Below are 22,958 nucleotides of genomic sequence, written 5' to 3' on the forward strand. Positions count from 1 at the left end.
ACTGCTCCCCCGACAAGGGACGGGACGTTGGTGGCTCGCACTATGTTCGCTTCCAAGCCTCGCCGGCGTGGCGGCCTGCAACCCTGCCGCTCATGAGGCAGCCACCCAGGAACGTCCCCTCGAGTGCCCGGTAACCGTGCATGCCACCGCCGCCGAAGCCCGCAGCCTCACCGGCAGCGTAGAGGCCCGGGATCGGATCCCCGGCGGCATCCAGCACGCGGGAATCAAGGTCGGTCTGGATCCCGCCCAACGACTTGCGCGTCAGGATCCTCAATCGCACCGCAATCAGCGGGCCTGCCTTTGGATCCGTGAGGCGGTGAGGTTTGACGCTGCGCACCAGCTTGTCGCCCAGATAGTTTCGGGCCGACGTGATGGCCGAGATCTGCCCGTCCTTTCCGAAGCGGTTCGCCACCGCCAAATCCCTGTCATCGAGGACCCCGGCGACCTGCGCCGGATCCAAGAGGTCGTCCCCGGTGAGCCGATTCATCTTTTCCACCAGCTCGTCGATCGTGGCTGCCTGGAGGAAGTCGTCGCCGCGGTCCAGGAAATTCTGGACCGGGCCGGGGACATCCACGCGTGCCCGTGCCAGCACCGCGCGGATGTCCTTGCCGGTGAGGTCGGGGTTCTGCTCGGAACCCGAGAGCGCGAACTCCTTGCCGATGATGCGCCGGTTCAAGATGAACCAGCTGTAATCGTGCCCGGTGCCGCGCAGGTATTCGAGGGTTCCCAGCGTGTCGAAGCCAGGCCACAGCGGAGCCGGCAGCCGCCGGCCGGTGGCATCCAGCCACAATGAACTGGGCCCGGGCAGGATGCGGATTCCGTGGCGCTCCCATAACGGGTTCCAGTTGGCGATTCCCTCGGTGTAGTGCCACATCCGGTCCCCGTTGACCACCCGCGCCCCTGCCCTCCGGGCGATGTCCAGGCCGCGTCCGTCCACGTGGGCGGGCACCCCGGAGGCCATGTCTTGCGGCGGGGTCCCCAAGCGTTTCGGCCACGCGGCGCGCACCTTGGACAGGTTCCCTCCGATGCCGCCGGTGGCAACGATGACCGATGGGGCAAAGTATTCGAAGTCCCCGGCCTTGGTGCGGTTGGTTGCAACCCCGCGCGTTGCCGGATCATCCGCAAGCACCGTGCCGCGCACCCCGGTGATTGTACCGTTGCCGGTGACCAATTCATCGAGTTGGTGGCGCCAAAGCATAGTCAGCTGCCCCTTTGCCTCTGCGGTGCGGGCGGCCAGGATGAAGGGTGCCAACAGCCCGGGTCCGGTCCCCCAGGTGATGTGGAAGCGCGGCACGGAGTTTCCCGGACCTTGGGCACCCGCCCCGCCGCGTTCGGCCCATCCGACCACCGGGAAGAAGCGGATGCCGCGTTCACGCAGCCATTCACGCTTACCGCCTGCAGCCCATTGGACGTAGGCGCGGGACCACTTGCGGGCCCACTCATCCTCGTCGCGGTCGAAGCCCGCGGTGTTGGCCCAGTCCCGCAGCGCGAGGTCCGCGGAGTCCTTGACACCCAGCCGGCGCTGTTCCGGCGAATCGACGAGGAAGATGCCGCCAAAGCTCCAGTGGGCCTGTCCGCCGAGGTTCGCTTCGGATTCCTGGTCCAGCAGCAGCACGCGTGCCCCGGCCGCGGTGGCCTCGGTGGCAGCCACCAGCCCGGCCAGGCCGGCACCGACGACGATGACATCGAAGTGTTGCGAATGCGGGATGTTCGACATGGATCCACCCTAGCGCCGAAGTGGCGCGGGCCACACGCGCCGCTTCATCGGAGGCTCGGCATGTGCCGCGACGGCGCACTCGACGAACTGGCCTCTCGGGCCGCACCCCGGGCGTCCCGGCGTAGCCGCGCGACAGGTGGCCGTCGTGGCGTGGTGCTAGCGTTCAAGGGGTGCATTTTGTCGAGATTGGTTACGGGACCCCGCTGCTGGTGATCCATGGCTTCTGCGTGGACCACCACCTGCTGGTTGGGCTCGACCCGGCGCTTGCCGGGCGTGGGGGCTGGCGGCGGGTCTACATCGATCTTCCGGGCATGGGCCTATCCGCCGCCGGGCCGGATATCCGCAGCACCGATGACGTCGCGGCGGCCGTGGCGTCGTTCGCCCGCAAGGCCTTTGGCATCCAGCGATTCGCGGTTCTCGGGAATTCCTTCGGTGGAATAATCGCGCGCCACCTCGTGGCGGAGTTCGGCGACCAGGTCCTTGGCCTTGCCCTGCTTTGCCCGGTGGCAGTGGCCGACCACGGACGCCGGCGGGTGCCGCCCCGGATGGTACTGCGCACCGATGAGGACCTGTTGGCCTCCCTGGACCAGGAGGACGCGGCGGCCTACCAGGAAATGGCGGTACTCCAAACCCCGGAGAACTGGGCTCGTTTCCGCGATTCGGCCCTACCGGGGCTGCGGAGATTTGACCGCAAGGCGATCGGCAGGATCGCCGGAAAATACCCGCTGGCCATCGAGCCCGAGGACCGTGAATCGACTTTCAAGGGCCCCACCCTGGTCATCGCGGGACGGCAGGACCACTTGGTGGGATACCAGGACCAGGCCACGTTGGCGGCGCGCTATGAAAACTCCACGTTCTCGATCCTCGAGCGGGCAGGACACAACGCGCACCTGGACCAACCCGAGCTCATCGCCAGCTTGCTCGAAGCATGGATCGCCCGCATGGACGAACTGCTTCCCCTCCCAGGCGGCACCTCGACCTGAGCATTGCAGCGCGGTCAGTCGTTCCAGGCCCGGGCTTCCCGCGCCGCGGCGAGGGACCCGAAGGCGGAGAAGTCCTTGTGCCCTTCCTCGCCCCAGACCACCAGGACGCGCAGCGTCTCATTCCCGGTGTTGCGCAGATCGTGTTCCACCCCGGCCTGGGCCAGGACGCTGTCCCCCGCTTTCAGCTCGTGATGCTCCTGGCCCACGCGCATGGACGCGGTGCCCTCGAGCACCAGGTAAAACTCCTCGAGGGCCATGTCGTCCCGGTGGTGGGCATGCATGCCCTCGTGTCCGCCGGGCTCCAGTTCCCAGGTCTGGATGGCGACGGGCATGCGCATCTCGTCGGCGAAATGGAATTGCATGCGGATGTCGGTGCCCTCGTGCAGGGCGTAGTCAAAGGTGTGTGCACCACGTGGTTCAAACATGCGCGTCCCCTTCTTCGTCGGTTGTGCCGTGCTTCAACTAGGCCGGCGATGCTCCCAGGCGCGTGCTGATTTGCCGGGCCGCCTGCACGCAGGCGGCCCCGAGTTTGCCCAGTTGTTCCTGCGAGACGCGGTAGTAAGGGGCGGCGACCAAGGCACAAGCCACGACCGTGCCGCGGTGGTCGAAGATGGGCGCGGCCACGCCGACCTCCTCGCCGGAGGTCTCCCCGTAGTTGGCCGCGTAGCCCCGGACCCGCACCTCTTCCAGGCGCTTGAGGTAGGCAGCGCGGGTGCTGGCGGTGTTCGCGGGCAGAACCACGGAACCGGGTTCCAGGAGGTCCGCGGCGCGGTCCGGTTCCTCGTGGGCCAGAAAGACCTGGACCGAGGCGCTGAGCGCGGTGTTGTAGCGGCTGCCCATGGCCGAGGTGTGCTTGACCTGGTGGAGGCTGGGGATCTGCTCGACCGAGACGGATTCGATGCCGTCCCAGATGGTCAGCACCGCGGTTTCCCCGGTGTCCCGGGCCAGTTCCGCCAGGAAGGGGTAGGACACCCGGCGCACGTCGAGGTTTGCCAGCAGCGGACCGGCAACGGCGATCAGCCCCAGTCCCAGCGAGTACTTCCGGGTGGCCTCGTCGCGGGCCACGATGCGTTCCTGTTCGAGCGTGGCCAGGATCCGCGAGATGCTTGATTTGTGCAGGCCCACCTGCGCGGCGATCTCCGTGACGCCCAGCACCGGGTGCTCCACGGTGAAACAGCGCAGCACGTCGATGACGTTGACGATGACCGAGGCGCCGCGCGGTTCCGCGGTGGTGGTTTCGGCCGCTTGGGCAACCATGGGAATTCCTCCGGTGGGTGGGGTGCTGGTGGGTGCGTTCACAGTTGTACGCTACCGCGCCGGGGCCGGCGGGGCCTCGTCGACGCCGATGTCCTCATTCCAGAGGCCCGGGTGTTCGGCGACGAAGTCCTCCATCAGTGCTGTGGCCTTCGGGTCGTCGATGACCACGACCTCCACGCCGCGGGACCGCAGCAGCTCGAGTTCCCCGGGGAAGTTCTTCTCCTCGCCGACCACCACGCGCCGGATGCCGAAGAGGATGATCGATCCGGAGCACATGGCGCAGGGCGCCAGCGTGGAGTACAGCGTGGTTCCGGCGTAGGAGGCACGGCGCCCGGCGTTGCGCAGCGCGTCGATTTCCCCGTGCGCCGTCGGATCCCCGTTTTGCACGCGGCGGTTGCGGCCGGCACCCAGCAGCACCCCGTTCTCGAGGATGCTCGAGCCAATGGGCACCCCTCCCTCGCTGGCACCCAGGCGGGCCTGTTCAAGGGCGATGGCGTATCCGGCGCGGTCGTGGTCATCCAGTGTCATGGCGTGGGGCTCGATTCTTCGTCGGGATGCGACGTTCGGGTGAAATGCGGGGGGCGGGTGGAGTGCACGCATGCGCCCCACCCGCCCACCATCATGCCAGCTGGCCCTAGGCGTCGATGATGTTGTTGTCCGGACCGAAGCCGAACTTGGTGATGTTCTCCACGCCGCCGTCCTCGCCGATGACCAGGATGTCGTGCTCGCGGTAGCCGCCGGCACCCGGCTCGCCGTCAAGAATGGTGACCATCGGTTCCATCGAGACAACCATGCCCGGCTCCAGCACCGTGTCGATGTCCTCGCGCAGCTCCAGGCCGGCCTCGCGGCCGTAGTAGTGCGAGAGCACTCCGAAGGAGTGGCCGTAGCCGAAGGTGCGGTTCGGCAGCAGGTTGTGCGAAATGAAGATCTCGTTGAGCTCGGCGGCGATGTCCTTGCAGACCGCTCCGGGCTTGATCAGCTCCAGGCCGCGCTTGTGCACCTCGACGTTGGCATTCCATACCTGCAGCGAGCGCTCGTCCGGCTCGCCGAGGAACAGGGTGCGCTCCAAGGCGGTGTAGTAGCCGCTGGTCATCGGGAAGCAGTTCAGCGAGAGGATGTCCCCACGCTCCAGCTTGCGGGTAGTGGCCCAGTTGTGGGCGCCGTCGGTGTTGATGCCGGACTGGAACCATACCCAGGTGTCGCGCACTTCGCGGTGCGGGAAGGTCTTGGCGATCTCGTGCACCATAGCCTCGGTGCCGATCAGTGCAACCTCGTACTCGGTGATGCCCTCGCGGATCGCGGCCTTGATGGCTTCGCCGCCGATGTCGCCGATGCGTGCACCGTGCTTGATGACCTCTATTTCCTCGGCGGACTTGATCATGCGCTGGCGCATGGCATCCTGCGAGACATCGACCAGGGTGGCTCCGTCGAAGGTGGCCGCGATGGCCTGGCGGGTCATCAACGGAAGGGCGTCGTCTTCGACGCCGATGCGCGAGGCCTTGACGCCGTTGCGCTTCAGGGCTTCCTGCAGACCGAAGTAGAAGTTGTCGCGCTTCCAGTCTGTGTAGACGATGTTGTCGCCGTAGCTGGTGCGCCATGGCATGCCGGCATCGATGTTCGCGGTGATGGTGGTCGAGCTGTCGGCGGTGACAACCAGCGCGTAATTGCGGCCGAAGGTTGTGTACAGGAAATCAGAGTAGTACTTGATGCCGTGGTAGCTGGTCAGGATGACAGCGTCGAGCTCCTTGGCGGCCATGATCCGGCGCAGGCCGGCCAGGCGGCGCTCGAACTCGGCGTCCGAGAAGGTCAGCTGCTGCTTGGTGCCGTTGTGCAGCGTCTTGAGGCGCTCAAGGTCTGAAACGTTGGTGGCGCTGTGAGCGGTGGTGGTCAAGGTATTGACTCCTTAGAAGTAATCAGGTGGCAATGCAGACCGGCCCAATCCAATGGATTGCGTGGATTCTTGGGAACCGCCGGAGAAAGGTTCGGGTTGTTGCATTCATTGCAACGCCGTTGCACTCAGGTTATGTGTGCTCTATCTCACTGTCAAGTGCTTTCCGGCTAACGTCGAAAGATTTCCAATTCGCGGGACTCGACCGGGCCTTTTTGCAGGTATCTTCAAGGGCGCTTTCCCTCGCAGCAATGGCGAAGGTCGTGGTCTCCGCCATTGCGGACACCACGACCTTCGCGCGATCACTTCTTCTCTGACAGTCCAGTTCCCTCGTCGACCTCGGAGGCGACCCTGCGGATCGCGCCCTCCTCCCTCGGATCGGGAACGAACACCCGTGTAGGGTCGGGGTCGTTGATGAACTTTTCCAGCTGCCTAATCGCCTTGTCACGCTTGAGCAGCCTTCGGATCAGGTTCACGATCATCAAAAGGATCACAAACGAGAACGGGAATGCCCCGATGATGGTACCGGTTTGAACGGTGTCAACCACCGCAGTTCCGCCCAACGTCAACAACACCGTGGTGACCGTACCCACGGACAGCACCAGCACCACCCGGAACACGGGTCCGGACTTGTGCGGTGCCGAGACAAACTCGCTCAGCGCGTAGATGCCAGAGTCCAGCGAGGTGACGTAGTAGGTGGCGACCAGGATCGTGGCAACCACCAGCAGGATGGTGCCGACCACTGGAACGGCGTCGAGCATCGCGAACAGGCCGGCAGAGGTATCGGCCGCCACTGCCGCACTGATGGCGCGGTCGGACTTGTCGTCGTAGTAGATGGCGGCCGAACCGATCACTGCCACCCAGACCATGACGATCAGGGTCGGGATGACGGTCACGCCCAGGACAAACTCACGGATGGTGCGCCCGCGGGAGATCCGGGCAATGAAGCCTGCAACGAAGGGTGAGAAGGCAATGACCCAGCACCAGATGAATACCGTCCACCAGCCATTCCAACTGTCCTGCCAGCTCGTGAGAGTGGTTGCCGCCAAACCGGAGTCCGTCCACAAGCTCATGTCCACGAAGTTCGCCATGAAACTGCCGAAAGTTTGGGACATATTGGAGATGATAAACAGCGTCGGGCCGAAGATCAGCACGGCTACCACCAGCACGATGCTGAGGATCGAGTTCACACTACTGATCCGGGCCATGCCCTTGTTGATGCCCACGATGGCCGAGACCGAGGTGATACCGGCGAAAATCAGGATGACCATGAACCACATCACCGGACTGGCTGCAATGCCAGTGAAGGAAGTGATGCCAGAGCTGAACTGCATGGCTGCGAACCCGAAGGACGTGGCGAGACCGAGCACAGTGGCTATGATGGCCAGCAGTTCAACAATGACGCCGGCCCCACGGCGCGACCATCGCGGAAGGATATCGACGGTTGCCTCTCGGAAGGTCAGTGTCTTGCCCAGGTTGTGGTGCGAGTAGGCCAGACAGACCGCCACCACGCAATACATGGCCCAGGCAGTCAGGCCCCAGTGGAAGTAGGTCCACACAATGGCGCCCTCGGCACCGCCGCTGGGCCCGGCCGGGATGACCGGGTTCTCGTCACGCAGCATGATGGGTTCGGCGACCGACCAGAAGATCAGCCCGATGCCTTGCCCACAGGCGAAAAGCATCGAGTACCACGCGAACTTGCTATGCTGCGGCTTTGCATTGGGTCCACCCAGTCGAACCTTGCCCACCTTGCTCACGGCGAGCCAGATGCACACCACCACGGTAAAGACCGAATACAGGATGAACAGCCAGGTGAACTTGCCGGTCACGAAGGTTCGCATTTCGGAGATCGCCGCCGCGGCGCCCACGGGGTTGGCCAGCACCCAGATGATCACCCCGACGATGAGCACTGGCGGAATGACTCGGATCAGCAACCTGTCAAGGGGCGGGATGTGCCGCCCCATGAAGCGGGGAAGCTCCACCAGCGTGGCGGACTTGGGATCATTATCGCCTTCGGCACTCGCAGCCGGATGCGGGTTCGTCTTGTCCAGTGACATGTTATGACACCTCCAGGGCAATGTCCCCGAGCAACAGTTCGCCCTTGAGGGCGTCTGCAATCTGCGTGACAACCGCATCGAGCAAGAGTTGCCCACGCTCGGCACTCGCGCCCTTGGCGCTGGAAAGGCAGCCGCTGTCCGGGGTTCGCGCCGGGTCCTCGGGGAAGATGTCGTAGGGGGTAAGTTTGGCCGGCGGGTGGTCCACAACGCGGGACATATCCACCTTTTCCGGGTGAAGCAAGAGCATCAGGGAGGTTTCCAGCACCCCGCCGTGTTCGATGTCCCAGCCGAGGAAGCCATCAGGGAAGACCTTCTCCAAGGTGGTTTCGTCCACGAAGTCCCAGTAGGAAAGCAACAATGCCCGCGATCCGGTGCCATGTTTGCGGGCGCGGGCAACCGCGTTGTCCAGACCCTCGTAGATGAACTGGTAGTTCTCGAAGTGGCCATTAAGGACGACCACATGATTGAAACCTTGGGCCAGGAACGAGGAAACCACATCATCCACCATTCCGGTCAATGCTGCGGCACCGAGGCTGGTGGTACCTACCCGGTGGTTGCCACCGCCCGAACGCGGCTGGGATTTGTAGCCGTATGCGAATACCGGGGCAACCACTGCGCCGGTCTTTTCGGCGACCACCCCGGCAATTGCCTTCGACAGCATGGCGTCCACGCCCAACGGCATGTGAGGGCCATGTTGCTCCGTGGCACCGGTGGGGATGATTACGGTCGATCCTTCCCGGGCCACAACGGCGGCGTAGGTTTCTGCGTCAAGGTCTTCAAGAAATACTGAGGCCATCGTTGTCTCCTATATATTCACAGCGAACGAGGAATGTCGGGACTTCGGCGGAACGTCACGAGTCCCGCGAATGGAAACTTTTTGTTGCATCTATCACAACATGGTTGCATTGAATCCTTTCAGTGGTTCAGCTCACAGTCAAGCTTCGCTACTCAGGATGAGAGGCGTAAGTCTCGGGCATAAACATCGACGTAACGTCGACTGAGGTGCCGCCACTGTCGATTGACCACCGGAACAGCGATTTGCCTCGATCCAGGGTCACAGCAGTGGAGTTCCGGCCCTGATACATGGTGGGCGCGGGGAGCTGATCCCCGTCACCCCTGTCCGCGCCTGTACCCGCCGGGCATAAGTGTCTTGAGCCTGGTTATGAGGTGCATTCAACTGGCCAATGCGGCAACCCAGGCCTGATCGAGACCCACCTCGCGCGTGAGGAAAATGCTCGTCGACTGGCTAGGCCAGCGGCTTCTTACTGGTTTCAACCGAGAAGGACACGGCCACCAGAGAGATGATTGCCGCTCCCATGAGGTACCAACCGGGGGCCAGATCGGTGCCAGAGCTGGCAATCAGCACGGTTGCCACGAAAGGTGCGGTGCCCCCGAAGAGCGCATTGGACAGGTTGAAGCTCACCGCGAATCCGGAGTAACGGACGCGGGTGGGGAACATCTCGGCAAGGTAGCTGGGCAGCGTTCCGTCGTTGAGGCTAAGCATTGCGCCGAGCAAGATCTGCACAAGAACCACGACGAGGAAGTTGCCCGTTTCCAACAGCATGAACGCCGGCACCGTCAACAGCACAAAGAGGATCGACGCACTCATCAACACCTTCTTGCGCCCGAATCTGTCCGAGAGGATGCCCACCACGAAAATGAAGCCGATGTACGTGGTCAGCGCCACGGTGGTGGCTACATAGGATGCGGTTTCACTGAGCCCGATGTTTTGCGAAAGGTGTGTGGGCATGTAGCTGAGGATCAGGTAGAAACCCACGGCATTGAGCAGCACCGCACCGACGGCCTGTACGAGCTGACGCCAGTGGTTCTTGAACAGCGAGCTAACCGGGGCATTGTCCGCGTTGTCTTCCTTGGCCAGTTCCTTGAATACCGGTGAATCCTCGAGCCGGGTCCGGATATATCGACCAATCAGACCCATTGGTGCAGCCAGCAGGAATGGCAGACGCCAGCCCCAGGACTGCATTTGCTCGGGTTCTAGCAGGCCCGTGAGTAACGCCGCCAGCAGCGAGCCGAGCAGCAGGCCGGTGGCGGTGCTGGCCGGAACGACGGCGGCGTAGAGGCCGCGACGGTTGGCCGGAGCATATTCCACCAGGAATGCCGAAGCCCCCGCGTATTCGCCTGAGGCGGAGAACCCCTGTACGACGCGGATGATCAGCAACAGGATCGGGGCCCAGATGCCGATGGTGTCGTAGGAGGGGATCAATGCAATGCAGAAGGTTGCCGCGGACATGATCAGGATGGACCAGGAGAGTGCCTCACGTCTGCCGATCTTGTCGCCCAGGTGCCCCCAGACGAATCCGCCCAGCGGGCGAACCAGGAATGAGATCGCGAAGAGTGCGAACGTGAGCATCAAGCCTGTCGCAGGGTCCGACTCGGGAAAGAAGACCGCCGTAATGGTCACAGCCAAGTAGCCGTAGACGGCGTAATCGAACCACTCCACGAAGTTGCCGATAAAGCTGGCAGCCACGACCTTGGTGCGCGTCTTCTTGTCGACTCCTGCGGGTCCCTGGCCGCGATCGATGTCCAGGTTATTGGCGTGTGCGCTCGTTGCAGAAACCGAGTGGGCGCCGTGGCCGTTCGCGGAGTTGGTGCGGTGCATCATGGGTAACCACCAGAAAGTTTTTGAAGTTGCATTGCATGCAACACTGTTGCGTTGACCCTATTTGTGTCCCGTGTCACTGTCAAGTGTTTTTTAGGTACCCCTCAAATCGGCTATCGACCGGGCGTGCGGCCAGGATCGGAAAACCCCGCGGTCCTGTTCCGCTGGACGCCACGGAGCCGTTGCCCATGGGCAGTCCGAGGTAATTGCTAGTTCACGGGCTGGCCTCCTCCTAGACGCATCAGTGGCCGGGGTGCGTGCCGGATCCCACGGGCAGATGCCAAGGGGGCTCAACCCCTCTTGAACGGCTGGGCCAAGCGTTCGGCGCAGGCCTCCGCATCGACGCCTTCCAAAAAACAGATCGAGAAGGCACTAGGACTGTTGGCGACATGGCACCTGTGCGAACCCCGTGGAATGGACAGTCGTGGCAACCGGAGCCTGCAGTCGACATTGTGGGCGCCCCACGGCCAATCTCTCCGCCGGGGGGCCCGCTGGTTCTCAAGAACTGCTACGAGCCGATTTTTTGCTTCACTGGCGCCGACCCGGACTGCGGCTCGGTAGGCGCCCGTGCGAACGCGAACTCGGGCCAAAAAAATCGACCACTACATCCAGGAAATCCTTTCGGACCTGCTGGTCCACGACAGCATGCGATCCGGCGATTTGGTCGCCACCGTGGAGACTTGGCTGTCGAGCGGCTGCAATTCCACCGCCGCCGCTGCGCTGTTCACGGAACGTCAGACCCTCCACAAGCGCCCGAACAAGATCATCGACCTGCTAAGCGGCGATCCGCGCGGAACCTCGCGCCCTGCGGCGCTCCACTTGACGACCCGGCTGGCCCTCGCGAGCCTGGACACGCGCAATTGAGGCGCGGCACCCACGAGCATGGCGGAGTCGGCCTCTAGAGCACCGCCCGGATCGTCTGCTCGAAGCTGGTGATGTGCGCCAGCGCCATGGCCTCCGCCTTGTCGGCTTCGCCGGCGACAATGGCCTCGAGCAGGTCGACGTGTTCCTCGATGTGCCCGGCGACGGACGGGACCTTGTCCAGCACCAGGCACCAGATGCGCGTGGCCAGATTGTCCAGGCGGATCAGCGTCTCCTCGAGGTGGGGGTTTCCCGCCGCCCGGTAGATCAGCCGGTGGACGCTGAGGTCGTATTGCATCAGCCCGCGCTTGTCGACCCTTTTCTCCCCCAGCCGCTCGATGTCGCGGGCCAGGGCGCGCAGGGCATCGCGGTCGGATTCCGAGGCACCGAGCGCGGCCTTGCGGGTGGCCAGGGGTTCCAGCGAGCGGCGCATTTCGGAGACGTCAGCCAATTCCGTGATGTCAACGATCGTGGCAAAGGTGCCGCGGCGCGGATAGGAGACGACCAGGTGGTCGATCTCCAGCCGCTTGAGCGCCTCGCGCACGGGGGTTCGTCCCACACCCAGCTCAAGGGCCAGCTGGCCGTCGTTGATCGGTTCCCCGGGACGGATGTCGAGCATGATCAGTCGATCCCGGAGATCGCGGTACGACTGCTCGGCCAGGGAAAGGGGCTCGCCCAGCACCTCCGGGCTTGCGGAGATAGTACTCATGCGGATGTCTCCTTCACTTCGCCGAGGTACGGAATCACTGTAGTTCGGTCGGCCGCACGACTTATTCGGGACGGCCATTGACACTATGTGATCCCCATCATAGCATTGCAACCAGTTCTGATATATCAATCATAAACAACTTGTACTTCAAGGAGTGAACACTGGATGACCGCCACTAACGCCACGCTTGTTGAGACATCGCTGACGCAAAGCATTGCCACCCTGGATCCGGAGATCGCGGAGCGGATCGACGCGGAGCTGGCGCGCCAGCAGCGCGGGCTGGAGATGATCGCCTCGGAGAACCACACGGCCCTGGCCGTGATGCAGGCGCAGGGCTCGGTGCTGACCAACAAGTACGCCGAGGGCTACCCGGGCAAGCGCTACTACGGCGGCTGCGAGGAGGTCGACGTGGTGGAGACCCTGGCCCTGGAGCGGGTCAAGGCGCTCTTCGGTGCCGAGTTCGCCAACGTGCAGCCGCACTCCGGCGCGCAGGCCAACGCCTCGGTGATGCACGCGCTGATCCGTCCGGGCGACACCATCATGGGCCTGAACCTGGCCCATGGCGGGCACCTGACCCACGGCATGAAGATCAACTTCTCCGGCCGCCTCTACAACATCGTCCCCTACGGCGTTGAGGAGGACACCCTGGTGGTGGACATGGACAAGGTCGAGGCCCTGGCCCTGGAGCATAAGCCGAAGATGATCGTCGCCGGCTGGTCAGCCTACCCGCGGCAGCTGGACTTCGAGCGCTTCCGGGAGATCGCGGACAAGGTCGGTGCGTACCTGTTCGTGGACATGGCGCACTTCGCCGGCCTGGTGGCCGCCGGGCTGCACCCCAACCCGGTGCCGCACGCCCATGTGGTGTCCTCCACCACGCACAAGACCCTGGCCGGTCCGCGCGGCGGGATCATCCTGACCAACGATGCGGACATCGCCAAGAAGATCAACTCGGCGGTGTTCCCGGGCCAGCAGGGCGGGCCGCTGGAGCACGTGATCGCCGGCAAGGCGGTGGCGTTCAAGATCGCCGCGACGCAGGAGTTCCGCGAACGCCAGGAACGCACCCTGGCCGGTGCGAAGATCCTGGCCGAGCGCCTCACCGCACCGGATGTCGCGGCGGCGGGCATTTCCGTGCTCACCGGCGGCACCGACGTGCACCTGGTCCTGGTGGACCTGCGCCACTCGGAGCTGGACGGGCAGCAGGGCGAGGACCTGTTGGCGAAGGTGGAGATCACGGTGAACCGCAACGCGGTCCCGTTTGACCCGCGTCCGCCGATGGTCACCAGCGGTTTGCGCATCGGCACCCCGGCGCTGGCCACCCGCGGCTTCTCCGAGGCCGCGTTCGTGGAGGTCGCGGACATCATCGCCGAGACCCTCATCGCCGGCACCCAGGAGAACAACGAGGCAACGCTCGCGGACCTGTTGGACCGCGTGCACGCCCTGGCCAACGCCCACCCGCTGTACCCGAACCTCGCCCCGATTGGAGCATAAGACCATGGCCGATATCCTCCCCGAGCACCCAGAATTCCTCTGGCGCAATCCGGAACCCAAGTCCTCCTACGACGCAGTCATTGTCGGCGGCGGCGGGCACGGCCTGGCCACCGCCTACTACCTGGCCAAGAACCACGGCATGACAAACATCGCCGTCCTGGAACGCGGCTGGCTGGCTGGCGGCAACATGGCCCGCAACACCACCATCATTCGCTCCAACTACCTCTGGGACGAATCCGCCGGCATCTACGAGAAGTCCCTCAAGCTCTGGGAGCAGCTGCCCGAGGAACTCGAATACGACTTCCTCTTCTCCCAGCGCGGGGTCATGAACCTCGCCCACACCCTGGGCGACGTGCGCGAGTCCATGCGCCGGGTCGGGGCCAACCAGCTCAACGGCGTGGACGCCGAATGGATCACCCCCGAGCAGGTCAAGGAACTGTGCCCGATCATCAACATCGGGGACGACATCCGCTACCCGGTCATGGGCGCGACCTACCAGCCGCGTGCGGGCATCGCCAAGCACGACCACGTCGCCTGGGCCTTCGCCCGCAAGTGCGACGAAATGGGCGTGGACATCATCCAGAACTGCGAAGTCACCGGCTTCATCAAGGACGGCAACCGGGTCACCGGCGTGAAGACGTCCCGCGGCACCATCAACGCCGGCAAGGTCGCCCTCTGCGGCGCCGGGCACTCCTCGGTGCTGGCCGAACAGGCCGGCTTCGACCTGCCCATCCAGTCGCACCCGCTGCAGGCACTGGTCTCCGAACTGCACGAACCGGTCCACCCGACGGTCGTCATGTCCAACCACGTGCACGTCTACGTCTCCCAGGCCCACAAGGGCGAACTGGTCATGGGCGCGGGCATCGACTCCTACAACGGCTATGGCCAGCGCGGCGCCTTCCACGTGATCGAGGAGCAGATGGCAGCAGCGGTCGAGCTCTTCCCGATCTTCGGACGGGCCCACGTGCTGCGCACCTGGGGCGGCATCGTGGACACCACCATGGACGCCTCCCCGATCGTCTCCAAGACCCCGATCGACCAGCTCTACGTGAACTGCGGCTGGGGCACCGGAGGATTCAAGGGCACCCCGGGCGCCGGCTATACCTTCGCCCACACCATCGCCAACGACGAGGCGCACGAGCTCAACGCGGGCTTCTCCATCGAGCGCTTCGAGACCGGCCACCTCATCGACGAACACGGCGCCGCAGCCGTGGCCCACTAGAAAGGGATCCACACAAAATGATGCTCATCGAATGCCCCTGGTGTGGGCCCCGAAACGAGACCGAATACGGCTACGGCGGCGAGGCCCACGTGGCCTACCCCGAGGACCCCTCGGCCCTGAACGACAACGAGTGGGCCAAGTACCTGTTCTACCGCCAGAACCCCAAGGGGCTCTTCGCCGAACGCTGGGTCCACTCCGCCGGCTGCCGCCGCTGGTTCAACGCGGTGCGCGACACCGTGACCTATGAATTCAAGGCCGTCTACAAGCCAGGCGAGCCGCAACCGATCAAGACCACCAACGCCCCGGCCACCAACACCGCAGCACAGGGAGGAACCAAGTGAGCACCACCTCTTCGCACCGACTCGGCGCGGACGCAGCCGCCTCCGCCCGCATCGACCGCACCCGCGAACTCTCCTTCACCGTTGACGGCAAGGCCTTCACCGGCTTCGCCGGGGACACCGTGGCCTCGGCCATGCTCGGAGCCGGAATCCGCGCCTGCGGCGACTCGCTCTACCTCAAGCGCCCGCGCGGCATCGTCTCGGCCGGCGTCGAGGAATCCAACGCACTGGTCAAGGTCGCCGCCCGCTGGGCCGGACACGTGAATGAATCGATGCTCCCGGCCACCACGGTGGAACTCACCGACGGCATGGACGTGACCCTGCTGCAGGGCCTGGGCCAGCTGGACCCGCGCACCGACGAGGCCATCTACGACCGCAAGCACGTGCACACCGACGTGCTCATCGTCGGTGCCGGCCCCGCCGGGCTGGCCGCCGCCCGCGAGGCGGCCAAGTCCGGCGCCCGGGTCATCCTCATCGACGAGCAGCCCGAGGCCGGCGGCTCGCTGCTCTCGGCCTCCACCGAAACCATCGACGGCAAGCCCGCCGCCGCATGGATCGCCGAGACCCGCGCGGTCCTGGCCGATGCGCCCGAGTTCACCTACCTCTCCCGCAGCACCGCGTTTGGCAGCTACGACGCCAACTACTTCGTGGCCGTCCAGCGCCGCACCGACCATCTGGCCGGCGAGCTGGGCGCGGGGGTGTCCCGCGAGCGCATCTGGCACATCCGGGCCAAGCAGGTCGTGCTGGCCACCGGCGCCCACGAACGCCCGCTGGTGTTCGAGAACAACGACCGCCCGGGCATCATGCTGGCGGCCGCGGCCCGCTCCTACCTGAACCGCTACGGCGTGCAGGTCGGCAACAACATCGTCGTGGCCACCACCAACGACTCGGCCTACGCCTTGGTCGAGGACCTGCTGGCCGCCGGCACCACGGTCGCCGCTGTCGTCGACGCCCGCGAGGAGCCCTCGATCCGCGCCACCGAGGTCTCTGCCCGCGGCATCCGGGTCATCGTCGGCTCCGTGGTTGCCGACACCTCGGCAGGTCCCGACGGCTCGCTGTCCTCGGTCACCATCAGCGGCATCGATGCCGCCGGCGCACTGGTCGGGGACGCCGAGACCATCAACGCCGAGGTCCTGGCCGTCTCCGGCGGCTGGAACCCCGTGGTGCACCTGCACTCCCAGCGCGAACGCCGCCTGGGCTGGAGCGAGGCGCTCTCCGCCTTCGTCCCACAGCACCCGGTGGCCAACCAGCAGACCGCAGGTGCCATGAACGGGCGCCTCGAGCTGGCCTCCGCGCTGGCCGAGGGCGCCCGCGCCGGGGCCGACGCGGCAACCGCCGCGGGGTTCAGCACCTCGGCCTCGGTGCCCAGCGCACCGGTGGAGACCCCGGGCGAGTCGCGCGCCCTGTGGCTGGTTCCCTCGCTGAAAGGTGAGGCCGCCGACTACAAGAGCCACTTCGTGGACTTCCAGCGCGACCAGACCGTGGCCGACGTGCTGCGTTCGGTCGGCGCGGGCATGCGCTCGGTGGAGCACGTGAAGCGCTACACCTCCATCTCCACCGCGAACGACCAGGGCAAGACCAGCGGGGTGAACGCCATCGGCGTAATCGCCGCGGCCCTGGGCACCAACGACGTGGCGGGCATCGGCACCACAGCCTTCCGCGCCCCCTACACCCCGGTGGCCTTCGCGGCCCTGGCCGGGCGCGAGCGCGGGGAGCTCTTCGACCCGGCCCGCCTGACTTCCATCCACCCGTGGCACGTGGCCCGCGGCGCGCTCTTCGAGGACGTCGGGCAGTGGAAGCGCCCCTGGTACTACCCGCTGGCCGGCGAGGACATGGACACCGCGGTCTACCGCGAGTCCAAGGCCGTGCGCGACTCGGTGGGCTTCATGGACGCGTCCACGCTGGGCAAGATCGAGATCCGCGGCAAGGACGCCGGCGAGTTCCTGAACCGCATGTACACCAACGCGTTCAAGAAGCTCAAGCCGGGCCTGGCCCGCTACGGCCTGATGTGCAAGGCCGACGGCATGATCTTCGACGACGGGGTGACCCTGCGCCTGGACGAGGACCGCTTCTTCATGACCACCACCACCGGCGGCGCCGCCGGCGTGCTGGACTGGCTGGAGGAATGGCTGCAGACCGAATGGCCGGAACTGGACGTCACCTGCACCTCGGTCACCGAGCAGTACTCGACCGTCGCTGTCGTGGGGCCCAAGTCCCGCGCGGTGCTGGCCAAGGTCGCCCCCGAACTGGACCTGGACAACGAGTCCTTCCCGTTCATGGCCTTCAAGGAAACCACGCTGGCCTCCGGCATCGAGGCGCGGGTCTGCCGCATCTCCTTCTCCGGCGAACTCGCCTACGAGATCAACGTGCCGTCCTGGTACGGCCTGAAGGTCTGGGAAGACGTGGCGGAGGCCGGGGAGGAATTCAACATCACCCCCTACGGCACCGAGACCATGCACGTGCTGCGCGCCGAAAAGGGCTTCATCATCGTCGGGCAGGACACCGACGGCACCGTGACCCCGCAGGACGCCTCGATGGAATGGGTCGTCTCCAAGGTCAAGGACTTTGTGGGCAAGCGTTCCTTCGACCGCGTGGACAACCAGCGCGAGGACCGCAAGCAGCTGGTCACCGTGCTGCCGGCGGACAAGAGCCTCCGGTTGCCCGAAGGCACCCAGCTGGTGAACAAGGGCACCGAACTGACCCAGTCGGTATCGCCGGTGCCGATGCAGGGGTTCGTCACCTCCAGCTACCTGTCACCGGCACTGGGCCGCAGCTTCGGCATGGCCATGATCTCCAACGGCCGGGCGCGCATCGGCGAGGAGCTGTCGGCCTTCGTCGACGGCAAGCTCGTGGATGTCGTCGTGGGCGAAACCGTACTTTTTGATTCCGAAGGGAGCCGTCGAGATGGCTGAGCAGGTCTTGACTGATATTTCCGTATTGCGCACCAGTCCGTTGGCGCACCTGGCATCCGCGCTCGAGCAGGGCTCGGTGCAAGGCGAACGCGGCGTGTCGCTGCGCGAGATCGCGTTCACCACCCAGCTCGGGGTGCGCGCCGAGCCGGGAACCGAAGCCCACGCCGCCCTGGCCGCGGCAACCGGCGTCGGCCTGCCGGACTCGGTGGGACAGGTCGCCGGGACCGCCGACGGGACAGCCGTGCTCTGGAGCGGCCCGGACGAGTTCCTGCTGGTTGCACCGGAGGGCACCGAGTTGCTCGGCGACCTGGTCCAGGCGCTGGGACAGGCCCCGGGCCAGGTGGTCGACCTCTCGGCCAACCGCACCGTCATCGAGCTCTCGGGACCCAGTGCCCGAGAAGTGCTGGAGAAGGGCTGCCCGGCGGACCTGCACCCGCGCAGCTTCGGCGTGGGAACCGCGATCACCACAGTGCTCGGCCCGGTTCCGGTGCTGCTGTGGAAGAGCGCCGAGGACACCTTCCGGTTGCTGCCGCGGGCGTCCTTTGCCGACTACACGGCGCGCTGGCTGCTCGATGCCATGACGGAATTCGCTTCCGCCCCCATCGACTAGGCGCACGCCGCCACACTCGTTGCGACCGCGGGCGATCCTGTTCCCTCCCCTTGCCAGGGAGGATGCGGGGTCGCCCGCCGCGCTCGTGGACGCAACATCACGGCACGAAATCGGGAATGCGGGCAACCCGCATCTAAGATTGCCAGCGGAACACCAGCAGCAAAGTAAACAGACCACCCTTCGCGCGGCCCCGGCGGCCGCGCATGTATCGGAGTGCCGAACGTGGATACACCAACTGAAGTCGAACACATCCTCACCGTCGCCTGCGCGGAGCGCCCCGGCATCGTCCATGCGGTGACCGGGTTCCTGCTTGCCCAGGGCCGCGACATCGTCGAGCTCAAGCATTTCGGGGACCGCCGTGCCGGGCAGTTCTTCATGCGCGTCGATTTTGCCGGGGCCGACGCCCCGGGCCTGACCGAGTCCATGCGCGCCGGCTTCGCCACCCTGGCCGACGAATACGGCATCACCTGGACGCTGGCGCCCAAGGGCACCAAGAAGCGCGTGCTGATCATGGTCTCCAAGTTCGACCACTGCCTTAACGACCTGCTGCACCGGGCTCGCCTGGGCGAGCTGCCCATCGACGTTGTCGCCGTGGTCTCCAACCACACCGACCACCAGTCGCTGGCCGAGTGGCACAACATTCCCTTCTTCCACGTCCCCGTCACCCCGGCGACCAAGCCGGCCGCCGAGGCGAAGCTGCTCGACATCATTGACGAGTTCGACGTGGAGCTGGTGGTGCTGGCGCGCTACATGCAGGTACTCAGTGACGAGCTCAGCCGCAAGCTCACCGGCAAGACCATCAACATCCACCACTCGTTCCTGCCGTCCTTCAAGGGCGCCAAGCCCTACCACCAGGCCTGGGACCGCGGCGTGAAGACCGTGGGCGCCACCGCCCACTACGTCAACGCCGAGCTCGACGAGGGACCGATCATCTCCCAGCAGGTCCAGGACGTCGACCACACCTACTCCCCCGCGGACCTGGTGGCCGCCGGGCGCGACACCGAATGCAAGGCGCTGTCCAACGCGGTGAAGTGGCACGCCGAGGGACGCGTGTTCCTCTACGGCAACCGCACCGTGGTGCTGCGCTAACAAACGCACGACCATGCGTTCCGACCTTCGGGCCGGCGGGATCCTTCGGGTTCCCGCCGGCCCGAAGCGTTTTGGGCATAAAACCAACTACTTCACCGGGTCGAGGGATGTCTTGCGGGCATGGCGGTGCCCGCGAAATGTTGTTCCCTTGCCTACCGGATCACTCCCGCGCCAGGACCTCGGCGGCCGCGCCATCGGTGGACGCATCCTCCAGCCCGGATCCGCCCAGGGCCTGTTCCTGCCAGCTTTCTGCCCGCCAGCTGCCCGGAGTTCCCTCCACCACAACCACACCGGTGTTCGAAACAGCGTTAAGGGCGGTGAATCCCTTGGGGAGGTTCCCGCATCGGGCTCCGACCCACGCTCGGATCATGGCGCCGTGGGTGACGAGCACCGCGGTATCGATACCCGTGGACACCACTTCGGCGACAACGTCGTCGAAACGTCCCAGCACCGCCTGCCCGTCCTCCCCGGTCCCGGCGATTATGGCGTCAGTGGCCCATCGGCCCACCCGAAGGCAACGGACAGGTATGCCTCAATGGAGGCCTCGTCGTTGGCCATCTCCAACGTCCCGGCCGGAATTTCCCGAAGCCCGGCACGGATACCTACCTCGAGCCCGAGCGCGGCAGCGAGCGGGGCCGCCGTCTGTTGGGTGCGAAGGAGCGTGGAAGCATAGATCGCCTCGATGGTGGTGGCAGCCAACGCCGCCGGCAGCGCCCGGGCCTGTTCACGACCGAGGTCAGTCAGGCTCGCCCCCGGCTCGCCGGTGTCGAGGTGGTGTCCGACGTTCGATGTGGTCTGGCCGTGCCGAATGAGGATTAGTCGCATGTCCACCATCTTCCCTGCGGCCACGACGGTCCGACGAATTGGTATCCAGGCTTCCTGCCTCGGCGCCCATGCAGGCCATGGAGGATCGCGACACGAGCCCAGGCACGGAAACGATCTCCGGATGAGCTCGCCGTCGAGCCGTTGACATATACCCCCTAGGGGTATATGTTGGCGCCATGAACGAACACCAGCACAGCACGGCAGCCCCGCCGGACCCGGAAAATCGCCAGTTTGGCAATGGACCGCATTCGGCACATCCGGAACACGACCACGAAAGCATGGTCCACCCTGAACATGCCGGCGCCGGGCATGGCGACCACTCGGGCCACGGCGGGCACGGAGACCACGTGGCGGTCTTCAGGAAGCTCTTTTGGGTCATGCTGGCCATCTCGATACCGGTTCTGGCCTTCAACGCCATGTTCACCATGCTCATTGGCGTCACCTTGCCCCGGACCGCGTGGATCCCGTGGGTCTCCCCGGTCCTGGGCACGGTGATGTACCTCTGGGGCGGACGGCCGTTCCTCTCCGGGGCCAGGGACGAGCTAGCGGCCCGCAAACCGGGAATGATGCTGCTGATCTCCCTGGGCATCACGGTCGCCTTCCTGTCCTCTTGGGGTGCGAGCCTCGGCCTTCTGGACCACGGACTGGACTTCTGGTGGGAACTCGCCTTGCTGATCGTCATCATGCTGCTGGGCCACTGGATCGAGATGCGGTCCCTGGCCCAGACCACCTCGGCCCTGGATTCACTGGCCGCGCTGTTGCCCGACACCGCCGAACGCATCGTCGGCGGTGAAGTCCAACAGGTAGCCCCCGGCTCCCTGGAACTGGGCGATGTCGTCATCGTGCGCCCCGGCGGACGCATCCCGGCCGACGGGGAAATCACCGACGGAACCGCCGAGATGGACGAGTCGATGATCACCGGCGAGTCCCGCACGGTGTCCCGCGGCCCCGGTCAACACGTGGTGGCCGGTACCGTCTCCACCGACACCGCCGTCCGCGTGAAGGTCACCGCGATCGGGGCCGACACGGCCTTGGCGGGCATCCAGCGCCTGGTCACCGAGGCACAGGCCTCCAGTTCGCGCGCCCAGCGCATCGCCGACACTGCCGCCGGCTGGCTGTTCTGGTTCGCTTTGGGCGCGGCCCTCATCACCGCCACCGTCTGGTCGCTGCTCGGGGACCCGGACGCGGCGGTCATCCGGACCGTCACGGTGCTGGTCATCGCCTGCCCCCACGCCCTGGGACTGGCGATCCCGCTCGTGGTTTCCATCGCCACCGAACGCGCCGCCAAGGGCGGGGTGCTCATCAAGGACCGGCTCGCCCTGGAGGGTATGCGCCAGGTAACCTCGGTGCTCTTCGACAAGACCGGCACCCTGACCGTCGGCGAACCCGTTCTCACCGAGATCGCCGCGGTACCGGGCCACTCCGAGGACCAGGTCCTGGCCCTCGCTGCAGCCGCCGAATCCGACAGCGAGCACCCGCTGGCCCAGGCGATCATGCGGGCCGCGGGCGAACGCTCACTGTCTCTCTCCCCCGCCACCGGCTTCCGCTCCTCTCCGGCCGAGGGTGTCCAGGCTTCCGTCGACGGGGCCGAGATCGGGGTCGGCGGCCCGCACCTTTTGGCCACCCATGCCCTTGAACCGCTGCCGGCCAGCGAGAGCTGGAAGGCGCGCGGGGCAACCATCCTGCACGTGATCGCCGACGGGGCAGTCATCGGGGCACTGGCCCTGGCGGATGAAATCCGTCCCGAATCCCGCACCGCCGTTGAGGCACTTCACGCCCGGGGCATCAAAGTCGTCATGATCACCGGGGACGCCGCGGCGGTGGCTGAATCCGTGGGTCGGGAGCTGGGCATCGACAGGGTCTTTGCGGGGGTGCGCCCGGAGCACAAGGCCGCCAAGGTCGCCGGGCTGCAGGCGGAGGGGCAGAAGGTCGCCATGGTCGGGGACGGAGTCAACGACGCCCCCGCGCTGGCGCAAGCGGATGTCGGCATCGCCATCGGGGCCGGCACCGATGTGGCCATTGCCTCGGCCGGGGTCATCCTGGCCAGCGACGATCCGCGCTCGGTGCTCTCGGTCCTGGACCTCTCCCACGCCAGCTACCGCAAGATGAAGCAGAACCTGTGGTGGGCGGCCGGCTACAACCTGGTATCCGTTCCCCTGGCCGCCGGAGCGCTGGCCGGCATCGGCTTCGTCCTGCCGATGTCCGTCGGTGCGGTGCTGATGTCGGTTTCCACCGTCGTGGTGGCGTTGAATGCGCAGCTGCTGCGCCGCCTGGATCTGCGCCCCGGCGCCGGGCTCGATCGAGACCGCAGGAAGTAGCCGGCACGGCCCCGGCGACCCGCGCAGTAGGCGCCCCTCCTCTTGACATTGACGTTGCGTCAAG

20 protein-coding genes are annotated in these 22,958 nt (G+C 65.7%); 9 read left to right on the top strand and 11 right to left on the bottom strand.

Annotated features, from left to right (window positions below; genetic code table 11):
* Positions 1-40 precede the first annotated feature (40 nt).
* Complete coding sequence (locus OIU93_RS02475) at positions 41-1,717, bottom strand: FAD-binding dehydrogenase (RefSeq protein ID WP_264268466.1); 1,677 nt, start codon at positions 1,715-1,717, stop codon at positions 41-43.
* A 170-nt stretch (positions 1,718-1,887) separates the two neighbouring features.
* On the opposite strand from OIU93_RS02475, the gene OIU93_RS02480 reads away from it, so the two are divergent.
* Positions 1,888-2,700: an alpha/beta fold hydrolase gene (locus OIU93_RS02480; RefSeq protein WP_264268467.1), complete on the top strand. Its 813-nt coding sequence runs from the start codon at positions 1,888-1,890 to the stop codon at positions 2,698-2,700.
* A 14-nt stretch (positions 2,701-2,714) separates the two neighbouring features.
* Here OIU93_RS02480 and OIU93_RS02485 read toward each other — a convergent pair whose 3' ends face one another.
* The 7 genes from OIU93_RS02485 to OIU93_RS02515 all read right to left on the bottom strand — a co-directional run bounded on the left by OIU93_RS02485 (position 2,715) and on the right by OIU93_RS02515 (position 10,525).
* The gene (locus tag OIU93_RS02485; protein WP_264268468.1) at positions 2,715-3,125 is read right to left on the bottom strand and encodes a cupin domain-containing protein; all 411 of its coding nucleotides are present in this window, start codon (positions 3,123-3,125) and stop codon (positions 2,715-2,717) included.
* A gap of 37 nt (positions 3,126-3,162) precedes the next feature.
* Positions 3,163-3,957: an IclR family transcriptional regulator gene (locus OIU93_RS02490; RefSeq protein ID WP_264268469.1), complete on the bottom strand. Its 795-nt coding sequence runs from the start codon at positions 3,955-3,957 to the stop codon at positions 3,163-3,165.
* Positions 3,958-4,008: 51 nt separating this feature from the next.
* On the bottom strand, positions 4,009-4,485 hold the full coding sequence (locus OIU93_RS02495; protein WP_264268470.1) for a nucleoside deaminase: 477 nt from the start codon (positions 4,483-4,485) through the stop codon (positions 4,009-4,011).
* 106 nt (positions 4,486-4,591) lie between these two features.
* A complete protein-coding gene (locus OIU93_RS02500) occupies positions 4,592-5,848 on the bottom strand; it encodes a M24 family metallopeptidase (protein WP_264268471.1) in 1,257 nt (418 codons plus the stop codon).
* Positions 5,849-6,147: 299 nt separating this feature from the next.
* Positions 6,148-7,902 carry a BCCT family transporter gene (locus OIU93_RS02505; protein ID WP_372342853.1) on the bottom strand — a complete coding sequence of 585 codons (1,755 nt, stop codon included), beginning with the start codon at positions 7,900-7,902 and terminating at the stop codon, positions 6,148-6,150.
* 1 nt (position 7,903) lies between these two features.
* Entirely contained in the window at positions 7,904-8,698 is a 795-nt protein-coding gene (locus OIU93_RS02510; protein WP_264268472.1) for a creatininase, read from the bottom strand.
* Positions 8,699-9,148: 450 nt separating this feature from the next.
* Complete coding sequence (locus tag OIU93_RS02515; protein ID WP_264268473.1) at positions 9,149-10,525, bottom strand: MFS transporter; 1,377 nt, start codon at positions 10,523-10,525, stop codon at positions 9,149-9,151.
* 564 nt (positions 10,526-11,089) lie between these two features.
* On the opposite strand from OIU93_RS02515, the gene OIU93_RS02520 reads away from it, so the two are divergent.
* On the top strand, positions 11,090-11,386 hold the full coding sequence (locus OIU93_RS02520; RefSeq protein ID WP_264268474.1) for a helix-turn-helix domain-containing protein: 297 nt from the start codon (positions 11,090-11,092) through the stop codon (positions 11,384-11,386).
* Between the two features lie 34 nt (positions 11,387-11,420).
* On the opposite strand, the gene OIU93_RS02525 is transcribed toward OIU93_RS02520, so the two are convergent.
* Positions 11,421-12,092: a GntR family transcriptional regulator gene (locus tag OIU93_RS02525; protein WP_264268475.1), complete on the bottom strand. Its 672-nt coding sequence runs from the start codon at positions 12,090-12,092 to the stop codon at positions 11,421-11,423.
* Between the two features lie 165 nt (positions 12,093-12,257).
* Here OIU93_RS02525 and glyA point away from each other — a divergent pair, with 165 nt between their 5' ends.
* The 6 genes from glyA (at position 12,258) to purU (ending at position 19,751) form a co-directional block, all read left to right on the top strand.
* A complete protein-coding gene (gene glyA, locus OIU93_RS02530; protein WP_264268476.1) occupies positions 12,258-13,580 on the top strand; it encodes a serine hydroxymethyltransferase in 1,323 nt (440 codons plus the stop codon).
* A gap of 4 nt (positions 13,581-13,584) precedes the next feature.
* A complete protein-coding gene (locus tag OIU93_RS02535; RefSeq protein WP_264268477.1) occupies positions 13,585-14,802 on the top strand; it encodes a sarcosine oxidase subunit beta family protein in 1,218 nt (405 codons plus the stop codon).
* Between the two features lie 17 nt (positions 14,803-14,819).
* Entirely contained in the window at positions 14,820-15,143 is a 324-nt protein-coding gene (locus OIU93_RS02540) for a sarcosine oxidase subunit delta (RefSeq protein ID WP_264268478.1), read from the top strand.
* Entirely contained in the window at positions 15,140-18,052 is a 2,913-nt protein-coding gene (locus OIU93_RS02545; protein WP_264268479.1) for a sarcosine oxidase subunit alpha family protein, read from the top strand. The genes OIU93_RS02540 and OIU93_RS02545 overlap by 4 nt, the downstream gene beginning before the upstream one ends.
* Complete coding sequence (locus OIU93_RS02550; RefSeq protein WP_264268480.1) at positions 18,045-18,662, top strand: sarcosine oxidase subunit gamma; 618 nt, start codon at positions 18,045-18,047, stop codon at positions 18,660-18,662. Before OIU93_RS02545 ends, OIU93_RS02550 begins: the two co-directional genes overlap by 8 nt.
* Positions 18,663-18,884: 222 nt before the next feature.
* Positions 18,885-19,751 carry a formyltetrahydrofolate deformylase gene (purU, locus tag OIU93_RS02555; protein ID WP_264268481.1) on the top strand — a complete coding sequence of 289 codons (867 nt, stop codon included), beginning with the start codon at positions 18,885-18,887 and terminating at the stop codon, positions 19,749-19,751.
* 160 nt (positions 19,752-19,911) lie between these two features.
* Here purU and OIU93_RS02560 read toward each other — a convergent pair whose 3' ends face one another.
* Entirely contained in the window at positions 19,912-20,202 is a 291-nt protein-coding gene (locus OIU93_RS02560) for a histidine phosphatase family protein (RefSeq protein ID WP_264268482.1), read from the bottom strand.
* Positions 20,203-20,231: 29 nt separating this feature from the next.
* A complete protein-coding gene (locus OIU93_RS02565; RefSeq protein ID WP_264268483.1) occupies positions 20,232-20,576 on the bottom strand; it encodes a histidine phosphatase family protein in 345 nt (114 codons plus the stop codon).
* 176 nt (positions 20,577-20,752) lie between these two features.
* Here OIU93_RS02565 and OIU93_RS02570 point away from each other — a divergent pair, with 176 nt between their 5' ends.
* The gene (locus OIU93_RS02570; RefSeq protein ID WP_372342854.1) at positions 20,753-22,894 is read left to right on the top strand and encodes a heavy metal translocating P-type ATPase; all 2,142 of its coding nucleotides are present in this window, start codon (positions 20,753-20,755) and stop codon (positions 22,892-22,894) included.
* The last annotated feature ends 64 nt before the right edge of the window (positions 22,895-22,958 follow it).

Source organism: Paeniglutamicibacter sp. ZC-3 (assembly GCF_025847175.2).
GTDB classification, from domain to species: Bacteria; Actinomycetota; Actinomycetes; order Actinomycetales; family Micrococcaceae; genus Paeniglutamicibacter; species Paeniglutamicibacter sulfureus.

Coding starts and splice junctions, on each gene's coding strand:
- OIU93_RS02565 (WP_264268483.1), bottom strand. CDS start 20,576: ATGCGACTAATCCTCATTCGGCACGGCCAGACCACATCGAACGTCGGA.
- glyA (WP_264268476.1), top strand. CDS start 12,258: ATGACCGCCACTAACGCCACGCTTGTTGAGACATCGCTGACGCAAAGC.
- OIU93_RS02525 (WP_264268475.1), bottom strand. CDS start 12,092: ATGAGTACTATCTCCGCAAGCCCGGAGGTGCTGGGCGAGCCCCTTTCC.
- OIU93_RS02515 (WP_264268473.1), bottom strand. CDS start 10,525: ATGATGCACCGCACCAACTCCGCGAACGGCCACGGCGCCCACTCGGTT.
- OIU93_RS02490 (WP_264268469.1), bottom strand. CDS start 3,957: ATGGTTGCCCAAGCGGCCGAAACCACCACCGCGGAACCGCGCGGCGCC.
- OIU93_RS02475 (WP_264268466.1), bottom strand. CDS start 1,717: ATGTCGAACATCCCGCATTCGCAACACTTCGATGTCATCGTCGTCGGT.
- OIU93_RS02540 (WP_264268478.1), top strand. CDS start 14,820: ATGATGCTCATCGAATGCCCCTGGTGTGGGCCCCGAAACGAGACCGAA.
- OIU93_RS02570 (WP_372342854.1), top strand. CDS start 20,753: ATGAACGAACACCAGCACAGCACGGCAGCCCCGCCGGACCCGGAAAAT.
- OIU93_RS02505 (WP_372342853.1), bottom strand. CDS start 7,902: ATGTCACTGGACAAGACGAACCCGCATCCGGCTGCGAGTGCCGAAGGC.
- OIU93_RS02495 (WP_264268470.1), bottom strand. CDS start 4,485: ATGACACTGGATGACCACGACCGCGCCGGATACGCCATCGCCCTTGAA.
- OIU93_RS02510 (WP_264268472.1), bottom strand. CDS start 8,698: ATGGCCTCAGTATTTCTTGAAGACCTTGACGCAGAAACCTACGCCGCC.
- OIU93_RS02485 (WP_264268468.1), bottom strand. CDS start 3,125: ATGTTTGAACCACGTGGTGCACACACCTTTGACTACGCCCTGCACGAG.
- OIU93_RS02550 (WP_264268480.1), top strand. CDS start 18,045: ATGGCTGAGCAGGTCTTGACTGATATTTCCGTATTGCGCACCAGTCCG.
- OIU93_RS02535 (WP_264268477.1), top strand. CDS start 13,585: ATGGCCGATATCCTCCCCGAGCACCCAGAATTCCTCTGGCGCAATCCG.